This window comes from Roseateles sp. P5_D6 (assembly GCF_054049415.1).
On the sequence record NZ_JBFUMK010000001.1, the window covers coordinates 94,049 to 111,587 of the forward strand.

General features: G+C 67.3%; 18 protein-coding genes. 12 read left to right on the forward strand and 6 right to left on the reverse strand.

The window, feature by feature from the left end:
* Positions 1-14: 14 nt before the first annotated feature.
* From adhP to ACXJKM_RS00385, 4 genes are all read right to left on the reverse strand, one after another.
* Positions 15-1,028, reverse strand: a complete 1,014-nt coding sequence (gene adhP / locus ACXJKM_RS00370) for an alcohol dehydrogenase AdhP (RefSeq protein ID WP_457349922.1) — start codon at positions 1,026-1,028, stop codon at positions 15-17.
* Complete coding sequence (locus ACXJKM_RS00375) at positions 1,028-2,416, reverse strand: MBL fold metallo-hydrolase RNA specificity domain-containing protein (RefSeq protein ID WP_457349545.1); 1,389 nt, start codon at positions 2,414-2,416, stop codon at positions 1,028-1,030. The genes adhP and ACXJKM_RS00375 overlap by 1 nt, the downstream gene beginning before the upstream one ends.
* Positions 2,417-2,592: 176 nt before the next feature.
* The gene (locus ACXJKM_RS00380; RefSeq protein WP_457322749.1) at positions 2,593-3,363 is read right to left on the reverse strand and encodes a substrate-binding periplasmic protein; all 771 of its coding nucleotides are present in this window, start codon (positions 3,361-3,363) and stop codon (positions 2,593-2,595) included.
* A gap of 54 nt (positions 3,364-3,417) precedes the next feature.
* A complete protein-coding gene (locus ACXJKM_RS00385; RefSeq protein ID WP_056198418.1) occupies positions 3,418-3,969 on the reverse strand; it encodes an NUDIX hydrolase in 552 nt (183 codons plus the stop codon).
* 33 nt (positions 3,970-4,002) lie between these two features.
* Between ACXJKM_RS00385 and maiA the strand changes: the two genes are divergently transcribed.
* Together maiA and ACXJKM_RS00395 are read left to right on the forward strand one after the other, a co-directional pair.
* Positions 4,003-4,638, forward strand: coding sequence for a maleylacetoacetate isomerase (gene maiA, locus ACXJKM_RS00390; protein ID WP_056198415.1), 636 nt, complete (start codon positions 4,003-4,005; stop codon positions 4,636-4,638).
* Positions 4,639-4,681: 43 nt separating this feature from the next.
* Entirely contained in the window at positions 4,682-5,356 is a 675-nt protein-coding gene (locus ACXJKM_RS00395) for a polyphenol oxidase family protein (RefSeq protein ID WP_457349547.1), read from the forward strand.
* On the opposite strand, the gene ACXJKM_RS00400 is transcribed toward ACXJKM_RS00395, so the two are convergent.
* Positions 5,276-5,542: a hypothetical protein gene (locus ACXJKM_RS00400; RefSeq protein ID WP_082532718.1), complete on the reverse strand. Its 267-nt coding sequence runs from the start codon at positions 5,540-5,542 to the stop codon at positions 5,276-5,278. The two genes, ACXJKM_RS00395 and ACXJKM_RS00400, sit on opposite strands and share 81 nt — an antisense overlap.
* Positions 5,543-5,725: 183 nt before the next feature.
* Here ACXJKM_RS00400 and phaC point away from each other — a divergent pair, with 183 nt between their 5' ends.
* The 4 genes from phaC (at position 5,726) to ACXJKM_RS00420 (ending at position 11,635) form a co-directional block, all read left to right on the forward strand.
* Positions 5,726-7,336: a class I poly(R)-hydroxyalkanoic acid synthase gene (gene phaC / locus ACXJKM_RS00405; RefSeq protein ID WP_457349924.1), complete on the forward strand. Its 1,611-nt coding sequence runs from the start codon at positions 5,726-5,728 to the stop codon at positions 7,334-7,336.
* Positions 7,337-7,537: 201 nt separating this feature from the next.
* Positions 7,538-8,722, forward strand: a complete 1,185-nt coding sequence (locus ACXJKM_RS00410) for an acetyl-CoA C-acetyltransferase (protein ID WP_056198411.1) — start codon at positions 7,538-7,540, stop codon at positions 8,720-8,722.
* A 31-nt stretch (positions 8,723-8,753) separates the two neighbouring features.
* The gene (gene phbB, locus ACXJKM_RS00415; RefSeq protein WP_056198408.1) at positions 8,754-9,491 is read left to right on the forward strand and encodes an acetoacetyl-CoA reductase; all 738 of its coding nucleotides are present in this window, start codon (positions 8,754-8,756) and stop codon (positions 9,489-9,491) included.
* 203 nt (positions 9,492-9,694) lie between these two features.
* Positions 9,695-11,635 carry a methyl-accepting chemotaxis protein gene (locus ACXJKM_RS00420; RefSeq protein ID WP_457349549.1) on the forward strand — a complete coding sequence of 647 codons (1,941 nt, stop codon included), beginning with the start codon at positions 9,695-9,697 and terminating at the stop codon, positions 11,633-11,635.
* Here the strand turns inward: ACXJKM_RS00420 and ACXJKM_RS00425 are convergent.
* Entirely contained in the window at positions 11,616-12,005 is a 390-nt protein-coding gene (locus ACXJKM_RS00425) for a hypothetical protein (RefSeq protein WP_457349551.1), read from the reverse strand. The genes ACXJKM_RS00420 and ACXJKM_RS00425 overlap by 20 nt on opposite strands.
* A gap of 220 nt (positions 12,006-12,225) precedes the next feature.
* Between ACXJKM_RS00425 and ACXJKM_RS00430 the strand changes: the two genes are divergently transcribed.
* The 6 genes from ACXJKM_RS00430 to ACXJKM_RS00455 all read left to right on the forward strand — a co-directional run bounded on the left by ACXJKM_RS00430 (position 12,226) and on the right by ACXJKM_RS00455 (position 17,534).
* Positions 12,226-13,038, forward strand: a complete 813-nt coding sequence (locus ACXJKM_RS00430; RefSeq protein ID WP_056198399.1) for a TIGR00266 family protein — start codon at positions 12,226-12,228, stop codon at positions 13,036-13,038.
* 70 nt (positions 13,039-13,108) lie between these two features.
* Complete coding sequence (locus tag ACXJKM_RS00435) at positions 13,109-14,107, forward strand: YncE family protein (RefSeq protein ID WP_082532716.1); 999 nt, start codon at positions 13,109-13,111, stop codon at positions 14,105-14,107.
* On the forward strand, positions 14,104-14,931 hold the full coding sequence (locus tag ACXJKM_RS00440) for a polysaccharide deacetylase family protein (RefSeq protein ID WP_457349553.1): 828 nt from the start codon (positions 14,104-14,106) through the stop codon (positions 14,929-14,931). Before ACXJKM_RS00435 ends, ACXJKM_RS00440 begins: the two co-directional genes overlap by 4 nt.
* Positions 14,928-15,905, forward strand: a complete 978-nt coding sequence (locus ACXJKM_RS00445; protein WP_056198396.1) for a sterol desaturase family protein — start codon at positions 14,928-14,930, stop codon at positions 15,903-15,905. The genes ACXJKM_RS00440 and ACXJKM_RS00445 overlap by 4 nt, the downstream gene beginning before the upstream one ends.
* Positions 15,905-16,738 (forward strand): EI24 domain-containing protein, encoded by an 834-nt coding sequence (locus tag ACXJKM_RS00450; RefSeq protein WP_056198393.1) that lies wholly within the window; start codon positions 15,905-15,907, stop codon positions 16,736-16,738. Before ACXJKM_RS00445 ends, ACXJKM_RS00450 begins: the two co-directional genes overlap by 1 nt.
* 4 nt (positions 16,739-16,742) lie before the next feature.
* Positions 16,743-17,534, forward strand: coding sequence for a competence/damage-inducible protein A (locus tag ACXJKM_RS00455; protein ID WP_457349555.1), 792 nt, complete (start codon positions 16,743-16,745; stop codon positions 17,532-17,534).
* The last annotated feature ends 5 nt before the right edge of the window (positions 17,535-17,539 follow it).

The following is a 17,539-nucleotide window of genomic DNA, read 5'->3' on the forward strand; positions in this document are numbered from 1 at the left end:
TGGGAAGGCAAAAGTCAGGCAAAGCTCAGCACGGCCCGGCCATCGATGCGCCCCGTGCGCAGGTCGTCGAAGATGCGGTTGATATCGTCCAGCCGGTGCGTGGTGGTGCTGGCGTGCACGAGGCCCTCCGCGGCGAACTGCAATGCTTCGTTCAGGTCCTGGCGCGTGCCGACGATGGAGCCGCGCACGGTCTTGGCATTGAGAACGACGTCGAAGATGGGCAGCGCGAAGTCGCCGGGCGGCAGGCCGACCATGGACATGGTGCCGCGCTTGCGCAGCATGCCCAGCGCCTGGCTGAAGGACTGGCGCGAGACGGCGGTCACGAGGGCGCCGTGCACACCGCCCAGTTCGCGCTGCAGTGCGGCGGCCGGGTCTTCATCGGCGGCGTTGATGCACAGCTCGGCGCCCAGCCGCTGGGCCAGTTGCAGCTTGGCCGAATCGATGTCCACGGCTGCGACGTGAAAGCCCATCGCGCGTGCGTACTGGACGGCCAGGTGCCCGAGACCGCCGATGCCGACGACGGCCACCCATTGCCCCGGCCGGGCGTCCAGTACTTTCAGGCCCTTGTAGACCGTCACGCCGGCGCACAGGATGGGCGCGAGGGATTCGAAGGACAGGCCGTCGGGCAGATGGCCCACATAGGCCGGATCGGCCAGCACGTATTCGGCGAAGCTGCCGTTGACCGTGTAGCCAGTCATCTGCTGGTGATCGCACAGCGTCTCCCACCCCGTCAGGCAATGCTCGCAATGCCCGCAGGCAGTGTGCAGCCAGGGCACGCCCACGCGATCGCCTTCGCGGATGCCGCGCACACCCGCGCCGACGGCGGCGACATGGCCGACGCCCTCGTGGCCCGGAATGAAGGGCAGCGGCGGTTTGATCGGCCAGTCGCCGTCGGCGGCATGCAGGTCGGTATGGCAGACGCCGCAGGCGGCCACCTTCACGAGGACCTGCCCGGCGGGGACTTCGGGAACGGCCACCTCTTCCAGGCTGAGGGGCTCGCGGTAGGCGCGGACGACGGCGGCTTTCATCATGGGCATGGCAACTCCTTGGACGGGACGGCGTCGAGGTATTCGGGCACCGAGGCCGGCCAGCCCAGACCTTCCTCGATGGCCTGGCGCAGCGCGTCGGCGGCCTGAGGCTCGCCGTGGGTCACGTAGACGTGGCTGGGCGGGTGCGGCAGCGTTTGCAGCCAGGCCAGCAACTGGGGTTGGTCGGCGTGCGAGGACATGCCGTCGATGGCGGCCACCTCGGCGCGCACGGGCACCCACTGGCCGTGCATGCGGATGCGGTCGGCGCCGGCCAGCAAGGTGGCGCCGCGCGTGCCGGCGGCCTGATGGCCGACGAAGACGATGCTGTTCCTGGGGTCGGGCGCCAGTGCTTCCAGGTGGTGCAGCACGCGGCCGCCGGTGGCCATGCCGCTCGCGGCGACGATGACGCTCGGATAGGTGGGACGGTTCAGCGCACGAGATTCCTCCTCCGTGCGGACGTAGCGCACCTTGTCGACGAGGTCGCGGCGCTCAGGCTCGGTCAGCCTGTGTTCATCAGCATGGACCTGCACCAGGCGCGTGACCTGCGTGGCCATGGGGCTGTTGAGGTAGATGGGCAGGTCGGCGATGCGCCCGGCGGCTTTCAGGCGCAGCAAGGTGTGCAGGATGGCCTGGGCCCGGCCGACGGCGAAGGCCGGGATCAGCGTCGTGCCGCCGCGGGCGGCGGTGCGCGAGATGACGTCGCAGAGCTGGTCTGCGCTGGGCGTTTGAGAGTGCCGCCGATCGCCGTAGGTGGACTCGATGACAACGATATCGGCCGCGGGCGCCGCGGCTGGCGGCAGCATGACGGTGTCGTCACTGCGGCCGAGGTCGCCCGAGAAGGTGATCGAGCTGGAAGCCGTTGCGAGGTGGACGCTGGCGGCGCCAATGATGTGGCCGGCATGGCTGAACGTTGCCGTCAGGCCGGGGACGGGTTCGAAGACTTGGCCGAAAGCGTGCCGGCGTACCTGCTTGAGGCTGTGCAGGGCCTGGGCCTCGGTGTACAGCGGCAGCGCCGGTGAATGCTTGCTGAAGCCGTGCCGGTTGGCGTAGCGGGCGTCCTCCTCCTGCAGCCGGCCCGAATCCGGCAACAGCACTGACAGCAGGTCGCTGGTGCCAGGCGTCGCGTGGATGGAGCCGCGAAAGCCCTCCGCCACCAGGCGGGGCAGGAAGCCGCTGTGATCGATATGGGCATGCGTCATCACCACGGCATCGATGGACGCCGCCGGCACCGGGAAGGGGGCCCAATTGCGCAGGCGCAACTGCTTCAGGCCCTGGAACAGCCCGCAGTCGACGAGCAATCGCCGGCCGGCGAATTCGACGAGGTAGCGGGAACCGGTCACGGTGCCTGTTGCGCCGAAGAAGCGCAGTCGAAGCTCGTCCGTGCTCATGGCCGGTATCCCGGCAGCCGGTACACCGGGCCGTGGCCCACAAGCAGGCGGAGTGCGGGTTCCACCGATCCGACATTGATGACCATGGGGGCCTCCTGACCTGTTGAAGTCAGGTCCAGCGTAGGCCGGCGCACTGCCGGTGGCCTTGCGCTGGATCAAGCCGCGCGTGAACGGCCCTAGCTGGGCGTGGACGGGCGCTCGACGCCCCAGCGCCGGTACAGCTCGATGGCCGAGCCGGTGCGCAACCACTGTTCGAAGGCCTGGTCGTAGCGTTGCGACAGGGCCTCACCGCCGGCGCTGCGTGCAAAGGCCATGTGCCCGTGCAGCACGTCCAGCGGTGGCGAGCAGCGCGCGACGGCGTCAGCCAGGCTCAGGCGTTGCAGCACTGGCTGGCAGTTGCGGTCGTTCGCCGCGAACAGCTCGATGCGCCGCTTCATCAGCATCTGCAACCCGGCGTCGACGCTCTGCACCCAGGTCAACTGGTTCATGCCCGTCTTCATGCGCTCGAAGCGGCTGCCGTAGGCCCAGCCGCGCACAGCGGCCACGGGGGCCTGGGCCAGCTCGCCGAACTCACCCGTCCAGCGCGCCTCCTCGCCGCGGCGGGCGTACCAGACCATGGCGTCCGAGTAGAAGGAGCGCACGCTGAACAGCATGCGGGCCTCGCGTTCCGGCGTGCGGTAGGGGCCGATGAGGATGTCCGCCTCACCCTGCTCCAGCATCAGCTGCGCGCGCGGCCAGGGCAGCCATTCGCAGCGTACGTTCTCGCCAAACAGCATGCCCAGCAGGTCCACCGCCAGGCCCTTGGGCGCCTGGCCCTCGGCGCCCTCGAAGATGCGCGCGAACTGCGAGCCCACCGCGCGCAGCGGTGTCGCGTGGGCCGGCCGCGCCAGCCCCAGCCCCGCCATCCAGCCCAACCCCGCCTTGCACCACACGCGCCGTGTCGTCATGGCTCATCCCTCCGTTGGAGACGTCGTCGATGATGCGCGCCACGGAGGGTGAGATCAAGGAATGTCGATGTCGTGCAGCGCAAAGCCGCCACCCTGGCGGCGGTCTTCGAAAAAGCAACGCAGCGTCTCGCGTGTCGTCTTGAAGGCGATCTCGCCCCAGGGGATCTCTTCTTCGCTGAAGAGCCTGGCCTCCAGCGACTCCGGCCCCGGGTTGAACTCGGGCGAAAGCAGCCGGGCGCGGTAGAAAAGGTGGACCTGGCCCACCCGCACGACGTTGAGCACCGTGTACAGCGGCCCCATCTCGATGTCGGCGCCGGCTTCCTCCTGGGTCTCGCGCAGGGCGCCCTCGGTGGTGGTCTCGTTCAGCTCCATGAAGCCGGCCGGCAGCGTCCACAAGCCATGCCGCGGCTCGATGGCGCGCCGGCACAGCAACACGCGGCCGTCCTCCCAGACCGGCAGCGTGCCAACCACGTTCAGCGGGTTCTGGTAGTGGATGGCGCCACAGCCCGGGCAGACCGCGCGTTCGCGGTTGTCGTCGTCGGGGATGCGGTATTCCACGGCGGTGCCGCAGTTCGGGCAGTGTCTGAGCGGGCTGGGAAAGGGCATGCGGCCCAGTTTATGGCGAGCAGAATGACAGCCATGAAGCTCTACAACTACTTCCGCTCTTCCGCCTCGTGGCGCGTGCGCATCGGCCTGGCGATCAAGGGCCTGGACTACGACTACGCGGCCATCCACCTCGCAAAGAACGAGCAGTTCGCTGGCAGCTTCGCTGAGCAGCAGGTCTCCCACCTGGTGCCGGCGCTGGTGCTGGACGACGGCCCCTGGTTGAGCCAGTCCATGGCCATCCTGGAGTATCTGGAAGAGACCCATCCCGAGCCGCCCTTGCTGCCCAAGGGTGCCGTCGCGCGGGCCCAGGTGAGGGCGCTGGCCCAGGACATCGGTTGCGACATCCACCCGATCAACAACCTGCGCGTGCTGCGCTACTTGAAGAACGACCTCGGTCAGGAGCAGGCGATCGTCGACCGCTGGTACCGCCATTGGGTGGCGACGGGCCTGAGCATCGTCGAGCAGCGCCTGGCGGCCACGGCGGGGGAATACTGCTTTGGCGACACGCCGGGCCTTGCTGATTGCATGCTCGTGCCCCAGGTCTACAACGCCCAGCGCTTCGAATGCCCGCTGGACGACTTCCCGACCGTCATGCGCGTGAACGCCGCCTGCCTGGCCCTGCCGGCCTTTGCCAATACGCATCCCAGCGTCTGTCCCGATGCAGCCTGATCCGAACTGGCTGCGCCCGGATTGGCCGGGCGTGACGGCCTTCATGACCACTCGCGGTCCCAACTTCGGACGCAAGGCGGGCGACCCCGAACTGGCCAAGGCCAACCGCATCGGACTCGCCGAGGTGCTCGGCGCGCGGCCGGTCTTTCTCGATCAGGTCCATGGCGCCGATGTCGTGCGCCTGCGTGCCGGCTGGCACGATGACAACGCGCCCAAGGCCGATGCGGCCGTGTCGACCGACCCCGAGCTGGCCGTGGCCATCCTGGTCGCCGACTGCCTGCCGGTGCTGTTCTCGGCGCCGGGCGGTGTGGCCGGCGCGCACGCGGGCTGGCGCGGCCTGGCGGCTGGCGTGCTGGAGAACACGGTGGCCGAGCTTTGCGACGCCGCGAACTGCGAGCCGCATGAAGTGAAAGCCTGGCTGGGCGCCTGCATCGGCCCCGCGGCCTTCGAGGTGGGCCCAGAGGTCGTCGCCGCCTTTGGGCGTGAGCCCATCGAGTGCGACCAGCCCGGCTTCGTCTACCGGCCCAACCCCGAGCCTCGCTGGCGCGCTGATCTGCCCCTGTTGGCTCGCGAAAGATTGATCTCGGTCAATATCACCCAAATCAGCGGCGGCACCTGGTGCACCCTGACCGATGATTCACTTTTCTTCTCGTTCCGGGGCGAGGCCGTCGGCCGGCCCCGCGGCCGGATGGCCGCCTGCATCTCCTTGCGCGGCTAGCTCGGCAGCACGCCGCCGACGCTTGCGGCCGGGCGTGCCGAGGATGTAGAGCAGCAGGCCCAGTGGAAGGACGCCGTAGAGCATCAGCGTGACGAAGGCACCGAACAGCGAGCCCTGAGGGCTGATCGCTTCTGCTGCCGCCATCATCAGCGCGACGTAGGCCCACGCGATGGCAACGAGGTACATGATGGGGGTGTCATTGGCGCGTCAGTGCGCAAGAGTACAAACAGGGTCTGCGAGATGTGGCAAGCTTATTGCAACGGATCGAGACAACACCGCTGACGCGGGAGCTCCGAGGAAGACATGGCCACACGCAAGAAGAACGACGCCCCGCCCGCCATGGAGGGGCCGGCTGTATTCGCGGACCTGATGCAGCAGATGGCGCATCTGCCGCAGATCTCACCCACCGCACTGGCCGAATTGCAGGCCGACTATCTGAAGCAGGCCACGGCGTTGTGGAACACGTCGCTGGGGCAGGGCGAGGCTCCGGCCATCGGCGACCGCCGCTTCGCCGCGCCCGAATGGCGGAGCAACCCGGCCGCCAGCTTCATGACCCAGCTCTACCTGCTCAACAGCCAGACGCTGGGCCGGATGGCCTCGGCCATCGAGGCGGACGACAAGACCAAGGCGCGCATCCGTTTTGCCGTGCAGCAGTTCGTCGATGCCGTGTCGCCCAGCAATTACCTGGCGTTGAACCCCGAGGCGCAGAAGCTGGCGCTGGACAGCCAGGGCGAGACGCTGACCCGTGGCCTGCAGCAACTGTGGGGCGACGTGCAGCGCGGCCATGTGTCGCAGACGGACGAGAGCGCCTTCGAGGTCGGCAAGAACGTGGCCACCACGGCCGGCAGCATCGTTTTCGAGAACGAGCTGTTCCAGCTCATCGAATACGCGCCGCTGACGAAGGAAGTGCACACGCGACCCTTCCTGCTGGTGCCGCCCTGCATCAACAAGTTCTACATCCTGGACCTGCAGCCGGACAACTCGCTGATCCGCTACGCCGTCTCCGAAGGCCATCGCGTCTTCGTCGTCAGTTGGCGCAACCCGGATGAATCCATCAAGCAGCTGGGCTGGGACGACTACATCGAGACCGGCGCCATCGAAGCCATCCGCGTCGCGCAGGAGATCTCGGGCCAGGACAAGATCAACACCTTGGGCTTCTGCGTCGGCGGCACCATCCTCGCTACGGCCCTGGGCGTACTGGCCGCGCGCGGCGAACAGCCGGCCGCCAGCGTGACGCTGCTGACCACACTGCTGGACTTTGCCGACAACGGCATCCTCGACATCTTTGTCGACGAAGCCATGGTGAGGCTGCGCGAGGCGACGCTGGGCCCCGAGTCGCCCAAGGGCCCGCAACTGCTGCACGGCCAGGAGCTGGCCACGACCTTCAGCTTCCTGCGCCCCAACGACCTGGTCTGGAACTACGTCGTCGGCAACTACCTGAAGGGCGAGCAGCCGCCGCCCTTCGACCTGCTGTACTGGAACGGCGACTCGACCAATCTGCCCGGGCCGATGTACTGCTGGTATCTGCGCCACACCTACTTGCAAAACGAGTTGAAGCAGCCGGGCAAGCTGACGGTCTGCGGCGAGAAGCTGGACATCGGCGCCATCGAGGCCCCGGTCTACATCTACGGCTCGCGCGAGGACCATATCGTGCCTTGGACCAGCGCCTACCGCAGCACCCAGATCCTCAAGGGCAAGAAGCGCTTCGTGCTGGGTGCGTCGGGTCATATCGCCGGCGTCATCAACCCGCCCGCCAAGGGCAAGCGCAGCCACTGGATTGCCAAGGGAGCAGCCCTGCCGGCCGATCCCGAGGCCTGGTTGGCCAGTGCCACCGAACACCCCGGCAGCTGGTGGCCGGACTGGTCCGCCTGGCTGGCCTTGCATGCCGGCGCCAAAAAGCCCGCGCCCAAAGAGCCGGGCAACCGCAAGTTCAAGGCGATCGAGCCCGCGCCCGGTCGCTATGTGAAGGTCAAGGCCTGAAATGAAGCCCCTCGTCCGGTCCTGCCTCGCTGAACGCGGGCACGCCCAATCGGTCCCCAGCGGGGACGGCGATGCTTGCCGGATTGACCGGCAAGCACATCGCCCGACGGGCCGGCTTGGGAGCGGCCCGGCGCACGGCCCGAAGAAATCCTCGTCCGCGTTTTGTCCGCGGTGTTATTGATCACTAAAGGAAGACAAGCCATGAGCAAAGAAGACATCGTCATCGTCGCCGCCGCACGCACGGCCATCGGCAAGTTCGGCGGCACGCTCGCCAAGACGCCCGCCACCGAGCTGGGCGCTGCCGTCATCCAGGACCTGCTGCGTCGCACCGGCCTGGCCGGCGACCAGATCAACGAGGTCATCCTCGGCCAGGTGCTGACCGCTGGCGTCGGCCAGAACCCGGCGCGCCAGTCCGTCATCAAGTCCGGCCTGCCCAACGTGGTGCCAGCCATGACGATCAACAAGGTCTGCGGCTCGGGCCTCAAGGCCGTGATGCTGGCGGCTCAGGCCATCCGCGATGGCGACAGCGACATCATCATCGCCGGCGGCCAGGAGAGCATGAGCATGAGCCCCCACGTGCTCAACGGCTCGCGCGATGGCCAGCGCATGGGCGACTGGAAGATGGTCGACACCATGATCGTCGACGGCCTGTGGGACGTGTACAACCAGTACCACATGGGCATCACGGCCGAGAACGTGGCCAAGAAGTACGGCATCACGCGCGAGCAGCAGGATGCGCTCGCGTTGGGAAGCCAGCAGAAGGCCGCCGCGGCCCAGGACGCGGGCCGCTTCAAGGACGAAATCGTGCCGTTCAGCATCGCGCAGAAGAAGGGCGATCCGATCGTTTTTGCTGCCGACGAGTTCATCAACCGCAAGAGCAACGCCGAAGCCCTGGCTGGCCTGCGCCCCGCCTTCGATAAAGCCGGCAGCGTGACCGCAGGCAATGCCTCGGGCCTGAACGATGGCGCCGCCGGCGTCGTCGTCATGACGGCCGCCAAGGCCGCGGCCCTGGGCCTGACGCCACTGGCGCGCATTGCTTCCTACGCCTCGGCCGGCCTGGACCCTGCGCTGATGGGCATGGGCCCGGTGCCCGCGGCCCGCAAGGCGCTGGAGCGCGCCGGCTGGAAGCCCGCCGACCTCGACCTGCTGGAAATCAACGAAGCCTTCGCCGCCCAGGCCTGTGCCGTGCACAACGAGATGGGCTGGGACATGAGCAAGGTCAACGTCAACGGCGGCGCCATTGCGCTGGGCCACCCCATCGGCGCCAGCGGCTGCCGCGTGCTCGTCACGCTGCTGCACGAGATGGTCAAGCGCGATGCCAGGAAGGGCATCGCCTCGCTGTGCATCGGCGGCGGCATGGGTGTCGCACTCACCGTCGAACGTTGATACCCTCACCCAATCACAACAGGAGACATCCATGAGCAAGAAAGTTGCCTACGTCACGGGCGGTATGGGCGGCATCGGTACCGCCATCTGCCAGCGCCTGCACAAGGAAGGCTTCAAGGTCATCGCCGGCTGCGGTCCGAGCCGCGACTTCAAGAAATGGCTCGATGAACAGAAGGCGCTCGACTACGACTTCTACGCCTCCGTCGGCAACGTGGCCGACTGGGACTCCACCGTTGAGGCTTTCTCCAAGGCCATCGGTGAGCATGGCGCCATCGACGTGCTGGTCAACAACGCCGGCATCACCAAGGACCGCATGTTCCTGAAGATGACGCCGGACGACTGGCATGCCGTCATCGACACCAACCTGAACAGCATGTTCAACGTGACCAAGCAGGTCGTGCCGGGCATGGTGGAAAAGGGCTGGGGCCGCATCATCCAGATCAGCTCGGTCAACGGCGAAAAGGGCCAGGCCGGCCAGACCAACTACTCGGCCGCCAAGGCCGGCATGCACGGCTTCACGATGGCGCTGGCGCAGGAGCTGGCGTCCAAGGGCGTGACGGTCAACACCGTCAGCCCTGGCTATATCGGCACCGACATGGTCCGCGCGATCAAGCCCGAGGTGCTGGAGAAGATCGTGGCGACGATTCCCGTCAAGCGCCTGGGTACGCCCGAGGAGATCGGTTCCATCGTCGCCTGGCTGGCCAGCGGGGATTCGGGCTTCTCGACCGGCGCTGACTTCTCCTGCAACGGCGGCATGCACATGGGGTGAGAGCCGGGCGGCTCCCATCTGCAAAGCCGGCGCCAGCCGGCTTTTTGTTGCTTGCACCGCATTGGGGCGACACGGCAACAATTCCACGCTTGCCCGCGCAACGACCTGCGGTTGTGAACTTATCCCCTGAATCGGGAAGGCGGCCTGACTACATTCCGGCATCTGTGCCAAGCAACTGGCGCATTAGCAATGGGAAGAGCCGGATGAACCTTGTCTTTCTGCCCGCCGTGAGCCTGATGCGCCGCCTGCCGATGGCGCACAAGTTCTTCATCGTCTGCCTGTGCTTTGCGATTCCGCTGGTCTACCTGCTGGTGGCGCTGGCGGGCGATCGCTCGGACGCCCGTGACTTCTCGGCCAAGGAACTGGTCGGTGTTGCCCAGGTGCGCCAGGTCAGTGGGCTGCTGAACGCGGCCATGGTGCTGCGCGGGGCCTCCATCGGCGTGAGCGCCAAGATGCCCGGCGCCGAGGCCAGGCGCGAAGAGGCCCTGGGCAAGTTCGAGACCCAGGCCCAGGCGCTGGAACGCGAGATCGCAACCGACCAGGACCCACTCAAGCTCGCTTCAGGCCTGGCCGCTGCGCGCGCCAAGGCCAAGGCCCTGGTCGCTCTCGGTGCGGCCGAGCCCGAGCCGGTCGTCGTGGCCAGCTTTGCGCTGACCGACGCGGTGCAGTCCCTCGTCGAGCAGGCCTCGTCCGAGTCCAACCTGGCCCTGGACCCTGACGCGGATACCTACTACCTGATGCTGAGCGTCACCGATGCCTTGCCACGGCTGCGGGACGCCGTCGGCCGCATGCGCGGCCTCGGCGCCGCCGCTGCTCAAATGGGTTCGCCACCCGCTGGCGTGCTGCAGCGCCTGTACCAGGCCGATACGCTGACGGAGGAATACCTGACGCGCCTGACCGCCGCACTGAACCGGGTTGCGGCGGCCAATCCAGAGGCCGTGAAAGGCCTGGACGTGCAGCTCGTGGACCGGATCCGCAAGGACTTTCGCGAGAAGTTCGCTCAGGGCTTTGTGCTGGGCGAGCCGCCCAAGGTCGATGCGGCCGAGTGGTTCGCGCTGGGCACGGCGCAGATTGCCGCGTGCGACAAATTGGAGCGCACCGCGGAGGCGAAGCTGGCCGAACTCGTCACCGCGCGGGTCCAGCGCCTGACGCGCGACCTGTGGACGGCCATGATCCTGGCCATCAGCTTTGTCACCATTGCCGCCTATGCGCTGGTGAGCTATTACCTGGCGTCGCGCAGCAGCTGCGCCGTGCTGGGCCGCCGCATCGAGGCCCTGGGCGCCGGCGACCTCAGCGAGGCACCCGCCCTGGCCGGCCGCGACGAGGTCGTGCTGGCGACGAATGCCTTGCGCGAGGCCACGCTGCGCCTGAGTGGCCTGGTGCACGAGGTGCGCGCCGGCGCCGAGCACATCTCCACGTCGGCCACGCAGATCTCGGGTGCCAACCAGGACCTCTCGGCGCGCGGCAATGCGATGGCTTCGGTCGTCGAGCAGACCAGCGCCAGCACCGGCGTGCTGGAACAGACCGTCGACCACAACATGAACAGTGCCCGCGAGGCCCATGACCTGGTGCAAGGCGCGGCCGAGCTGGCCGGACGCGGCGGCGCCATCGTGCAGCGCGCCGTGAACTCCATGGAGGAGATCACCGCGAGCTCGCGCAAGATCGGCGACATCATCCAGGTCATCGACTCCATCGCGTTCCAGACCAACATCCTGGCGCTGAACGCCGCCGTCGAGGCCGCCCGCGCGGGCGAGCAGGGCCGCGGCTTCGCGGTTGTGGCGAGCGAGGTGCGCTCGCTGGCCCAGCGCTCGGCCGAAGCCGCGCGCGAGATCAAGGCGCTGATCAACTCCTCCATCGAGACCGTCCACCAGGGCGAGGCCTATGTGGCCCAGGCCGGCGGCTCCATGGGAGAGATCGTGCAGGCCATCCACCGCGTGGCCACCATCGTGGGTGACATCAGCAGCCAGTCTTCCTCCCAGGCCGATCAGGTCCGCCAGCTCGCGGCTGCCATTCGCGAGGTGGATTCGACGACGCAGCAGAATGCAGCCCTCGTCGAGGAGACGGCGGCTTCGGCGTCGATGCTGGAAGACCGTGCCGGTCAGCTGCGCGAGGCGGCGGCGAGGTTCAGGACAGCGATGGCTTGACCGGGATCCGGCGTCGCTGCCAGTGGTCCACGGTATCCACGACCGCTTCCCAGGCGCGGCGGTCGTAGGTGACCGCGGCGAAGAGGTTGTCCGCGCTGGGTTGCTGGCGGACTGCGGTGAGGGCGAGCCGCTCCAGCGGCTCACGCGCCGCCGCGACGCAGCCCGCCAGATCGGCGAATCCCGCGCCGACCCTGTGAAACAGCACCGCGCGGCGCAACTCGGTGGCCTTCAACGAAGGTGACTCGAGCACCCTCAGGAAGATTCGCGCCTGGCCTTCGCCCCGCAATTCGACGCAGAACTCCCTGCGCCAGCCGGTCAAGGCCTGCTCCGCCGTCAACTCGGGCTGGAGGTCATCGATCTGTAGTGTCATCGGCCGCAGTCTGGGGCATCGGGCGGGCGCGCAAGGCGTTCATGTATCTCGATGCTTCCTTGCGGCGCTGGCCGATGCACAGGGACACAAATTGGCGGCCCGTCATCCGGCGCCACGGCAACGGCTTGCCGGGCCCGAAATCACTGACGCCGCCGCACGGCACCGACACCCGCATGTCGCCCTATCATCCAGGCCGTTTTTTTATCGCCGGGAGAGCCACATGGCCATGGATGTTGTCGACTATGAGATCAAGGGTGCCGAGATGCAGTTCGTCGAGATCGAGCTCGATCCCGGCGAGGCGGCCATCGGCGAGGCGGGCTCGATGTTCTTCATGGACTCCGCCATTGGCATGGACGCCGTCTTCGGCGACGGCTCGGCCAACCAGGGCGGCTTCCTCGGCAAGCTGCTGGGCGCGGGAAAAAGGCTGCTGACGGGCGAGTCGCTGTTCACGACCATTTACACCAACAACGGCGCCGGCAAGCAGCGCGTGGCTTTCGCGGCGCCCTATCCGGGCAAGATCATCCCCATGGATCTGTCGGCGCTGGGCGGCACGCTGATTTGCCAGAAGGACGCCTTCCTGTGCGCGGCGCGTGGCGTGTCCCTGGGCATCGCCTTCCAGCAGAAGCTGTCCGCCGGCTTCTTCGGCGGCGAGGGCTTCATCATGGAGCGCCTGGAGGGCGACGGCCTGGCCTTCGTGCACGCCGGCGGCACCATCGTCCGGCGCAGCCTGCAGCCGGGCCAGACCCTGCTGGTGGACACGGGCTGCGTCGTCGCCTACACGCCCAACGTCAATTTCGAGATCCAGTACGTCGGCAAGATCAAGACGGCGCTGTTCGGCGGTGAGGGCCTGTTCCTGGCCAAGCTGACCGGCCCGGGCGAGGTCTGGCTGCAGAGCCTGCCTTTCTCGCGCCTGGCTTCGCGCATCTTTGCGGCGGCGCCGCAGATGGGCGGCCACAAGGAAGAGGGCTCGGTTCTCGGTGGTTTTGCCGGCGGTGGGCTGCTGGGAAGCATCCTCGGCGGCGACGACGAGTAAGCGCCCCGGTAAACTGGCGCGTTGTGGAGGGCGGCGGCTGCCGCCCTTTTTGCTTTTAAGGACTCCTGGAATGTTTCGTCGCAGCGCGTTCGCGCTCCTGATGGTCCTGGCCGGCCTGGCCCAGGCCAATGCCCAGGGCAATGGCCGCCCCCCTGTCTTCGTGCTGAACTCGCTGGACGCCGACATCTCCGTCGTCGACCCGGCCAGCTTCACTGTCATCAAGCGCATCCCGACCGGCAAGGAGCCCCACCACCTCTACCTGTCGCCCGACGAGAAGTCCCTCATCGTCGCCAATGCGCTGGCCGATTCGCTGACCTTCATCGATCCGCGCACGGCCGAGGTCCAGCGTGTGGTGCGTGGCATTCCCGACCCCTATCACCTGCGCTTTTCGCCGGACATGAAGTGGCTCGTCACGGCGTCCAATCGACTGGACCGCGTCGACCTCTACCGTTGGCAGGGCAGCGTTGCGGCCGAGCCGCTGCAATTGGTCAAGCGCATCCCGGCGCCGAAGACGCCGAGTCACCTCAACATCGACACCAAGAGCACGACGCTCTACGCCAGTCTGCAGGACAGCGACGAGCTACTGGCCATCGACCTGGCGACGCAGACCATCAAGTGGAAGCAGGCCGTCGGCAAGATGCCGGCCGACATCTACCTGACGCCGGATGACCGCTTCATCCTCGTCGGCCTGACCGGCGACAAGTTCGTCGAGGTCTGGGACGTCAGCGGCGGAGGCGCACCCAAGCTTGCCAAACGCATCCTGACAGGCGCCGGTGCCCATTCCTTCCGTGCATGGGGCGACAAGCGCCATGTGCTGGTCAGCAACCGCGCCGCCAACACCATCAGCAAGATCGACCTGACGACGCTGACCGTCGTCGACCAATATCCGGCGCCGGCAGGGCCCGACGACATGGAGCTGCTGACCGATGGCAAGACGCTGCTCGTCACCTCGCGCTGGGCCGGCAAGCTCACGCAGATCGACACCGCCACGCGCAAGGTCGTCAGGCAGGTCAAGGTGGGCAAGTCGCCGCACGGCATCTGGACGCTGGATCACCAACCTCGTCTATGAAAGCCTGGGCCCTGGCGCTGGTGGTCACTGCGGCCACCGCGCAACCGTCTTGCGACAAGCCGGTCTACCTCACCTTCGACACCGGCCACATGGGTGTTGCGCCGCTGATCGCCGAGACGCTGAAGAAGCACAACGCGAAAGCGACCTTCTTCCTCGCCAGCGAACCGACGCTGACCGGCGGCACGACGCTGGACGACACCTGGGCGCCCTGGTGGCGCGAGCGTGCAGCCGAGGGCCATGACTTCGGCGCCCACACCTGGGACCACGACATCTTCATGGAAGACGTGCTGGATGCCGACGGCAAGGTGGTGCGCTTCAAGGTGAAGACGCAGGCCGGCGTCAACCCGCCTGTCGTTCACGAGGTCACGCCCGAGCAGTATTGCGAGAGCCTGAAGAAGGTCGGCGAGCGCTTCACGGCCATGACGGGCAAGTCGCTGGGCCCCATCTTCCGCGCGCCGGCGGGACGCTCGTCCAAGGCCCTGCTGAATACCGCCAAGGCCTGCGGCTTCACCCATGTGGGCTGGAGCAGCGCGGGCTTCCTGGGCGATGAACTGCCCAGCCAGAGCCACCCCAACGCGCAGCTGCTGGACAAGGCGCTGCGCGACATCAAGCCCGGTGACATCCTGCTCGCCCACCTTGGCATCTGGGAACGCCAGGACCCCTGGGCGCCGGCCGTGCTGGAGCCGCTGATGACGGGATTGGAGCAGCGGGGCCTATGCTTTGCACTGCTGCGCGAGCATCCCCGCTACGCCCCACTGTTCAAGGCCGCCGACACCAAGGTCGCCCTGAAGATCGAACCCAAAACCTACGCCCGCAAGCCGTGATCGACTGGATCGCCAACGCCTTCGACAGCCTGCAGCTGTGGCTCTACGAGTCCGTCGTGCAGCCGGTCGTGTTCGGACTGGGCTTTGGCAACCTGCTGGAGGACGCCTTCGATGCGACCGGCTGGCTGCTACTGGGGCTGATCCAGATCGTCGTCATCGTTTTGGGCATCGGCATCCTGGAGCGGCGCTGGCCGGTCGAGCCGGTGACTGACCACGCGGCCGTGCGCACCGACGTCATCTACACGCTGATCCACCGCCTCGGCCTCGTTCGCCTGTTGATCTTCTTCAGCATCGAGCCGCTGTGGGACGGCATCGCTGGCGAGCTGCGCATGGCGGGCCTGCCGACCTGGCAGCTCGACGGCATCTGGCCCGGCGTTACCGATGTCGCCTGGGTCAGCCTGCTGCTCTACCTCGCCGTCTTCGACTTCGTCGGCTACTGGCTGCACCGCGCCCAGCACCAGTTCAACTGGTGGTGGGCCCTGCACAGCCTGCACCACAGCCAACGCCAGATGACGATGTGGAGCGACAACCGCAATCACCTGCTGGACGACGTGCTGCTCGGCACGGCGCTGGCCCTGCTGGCCCGCCTCATCGGTGTGGAGCCGGGGCAGTTCGTCGCCATCACCGTCATCACCCAGCTGCACGAGAGCCTGCAGCATGCGAACGCGCGCATCAGCTTTGGGCGCATCGGCGAGCGCCTCTTGATCAGCCCACGCTTCCACCGCCTGCACCATAGCATCGGCATCGGCCACGAATCCGGTGGCCGCGGCACGCTGGGCGGCCACAACTTCGGCGTCCTGCTGCCGCTATGGGACCTGCTGTTCCGCACCGCCAACTTCGAGAATCGCTTCGACGCCACCGGTGTGCGCGACCAGTTGCCCGAGGAAGGTGGCCGCGACTACGGCGGCGGCTTCTGGCACCAGCAATGGCTGGGGCTGACCCGCCTGTTCCGCTCGTTCAGGAAAGCCGCTTGATGCAAAGCCTCGTCGACTCCTTCTGGCGCGCCGCCGCCTACTGCCTGCATCCGCGCGTTATCGGGCTGTCGTTGCTGCCGCTGCTCATCTGTGGCGTGTTGGTGTTCGGCTTCATGTTCTTCTTCTGGGAGGGCGCCATTGCCGCAGTGCGCGCGACGCTGGAGAGCTGGCGCCTCATCGAGAGCCTGCTGCAGTGGCTGGACAGCTGGGGTCTGCAGGCCTTCCGCAGCGCGTTGGCGGCCATCGTCGTGCTGGCTGGCGTGCTGCCGGTCGTCATTCTGATGAGCCTGCTGCTGGTCGCGCTGCTGATGACGCCGGCCATCGTCCGCCTCGTCGCCCAGCGCCGCTTCCCGCTGCTGGAGAAGAAGCGCGGCGGCACGCTGATGCAGAGCGTCGCGGCCTCGCTGGGCGCCACCGTCATCGCGCTGGTGCTCATCCTGCTGTCCATGCCGCTGTGGCTGATCCCGCCCCTCGTCATGGTGCTGCCGCCGTTGATCTGGGGCTGGCTGACCTACCGTGTCTTCGGCTTCGACGTGCTGGCGGACCATGCCTCCGCCGAGGAGCGCCGCGCATTGCTGAAGGAGCACCGCATCCCGATGCTGGCCATGGGCGTGGTCTGCGGTTATCTCGGCGCAGTGCCGTCACTGATCTGGGCCGTTTCCGGTGTGGCCGCCGTCATCTTTGCGCCCTTCGTCGTGCTGCTGGCGATCTGGCTGTACACCTTGGTCTTCGCCTTCTCGACCGCCTGGTTCACCCATTACGCGCTGGGCGCCCTGCAGGCGCGGCGGGCGGCGGAGCCGGTGGCTGAATCTGCCGTCCTCATCGAAAGCTGAAGCTATGCAAGTGGGTCTCATCATCATTGGCGACGAGATCCTCTCGGGCAAACGCCAGGACTCGCACCTGGCCAAGTTCATCGAGTTGCTGGGGCAGCGCGGCATGCAGCTCGCCTGGGCGCAATACCTGGGCGATGACCGTGAGCAGCTTGTCGGCAAGCTGCGCGAGGCTTTTGCGAGCGGTGATCTCATCGTCAGCTGTGGCGGCATTGGCGCGACGCCCGACGATCACACCCGCCAGTCCGCCGCAGCGGCGCTAGGCCGGCCGCTGGCCCTGCACCCCGAGGCGCGCGAGCTGATCTGGCAGCGCATCCAGCAGATGGCGGCCGAACAGGGCAAGACGGTGACGGCCGACGAGCCCGACACTCTGCGCCGGTTGGAGATGGGCGTCTTCCCGGAAGGCGCCGGCATCGTGCCCAACCCCTTCAACAAGATCCCCGGCTTCTTCGTGGGCAACGTCCACTTCGTGCCGGGTTTTCCGGTCATGGCGCATCCGATGATGGCCTGGGTGCTGGACCGCTTCCCGCAATTGCATCGCCAGGCCGGCGTCATCGAGCGCTCGCTGATCGTGCAGGGCGCGATGGAGGCCAGCCTGACGCCGCTGATGGAGGCCATCGAGGCCGAGTTCGCCGGCATCAAGGTCTTCAGCCTGCCGAGCGTCGACCATCCGCAATGGGGACGCTGTATCGAGTTGGGAGTGAAGGGGGAGGCGCAAAGCCTCGACGTCGCCTATGACGCCCTGAAGCGGGGCGTGATCCAGTTTGGTGCAACCATCAGCACCGAGCTGGTGCGATAGTTCTC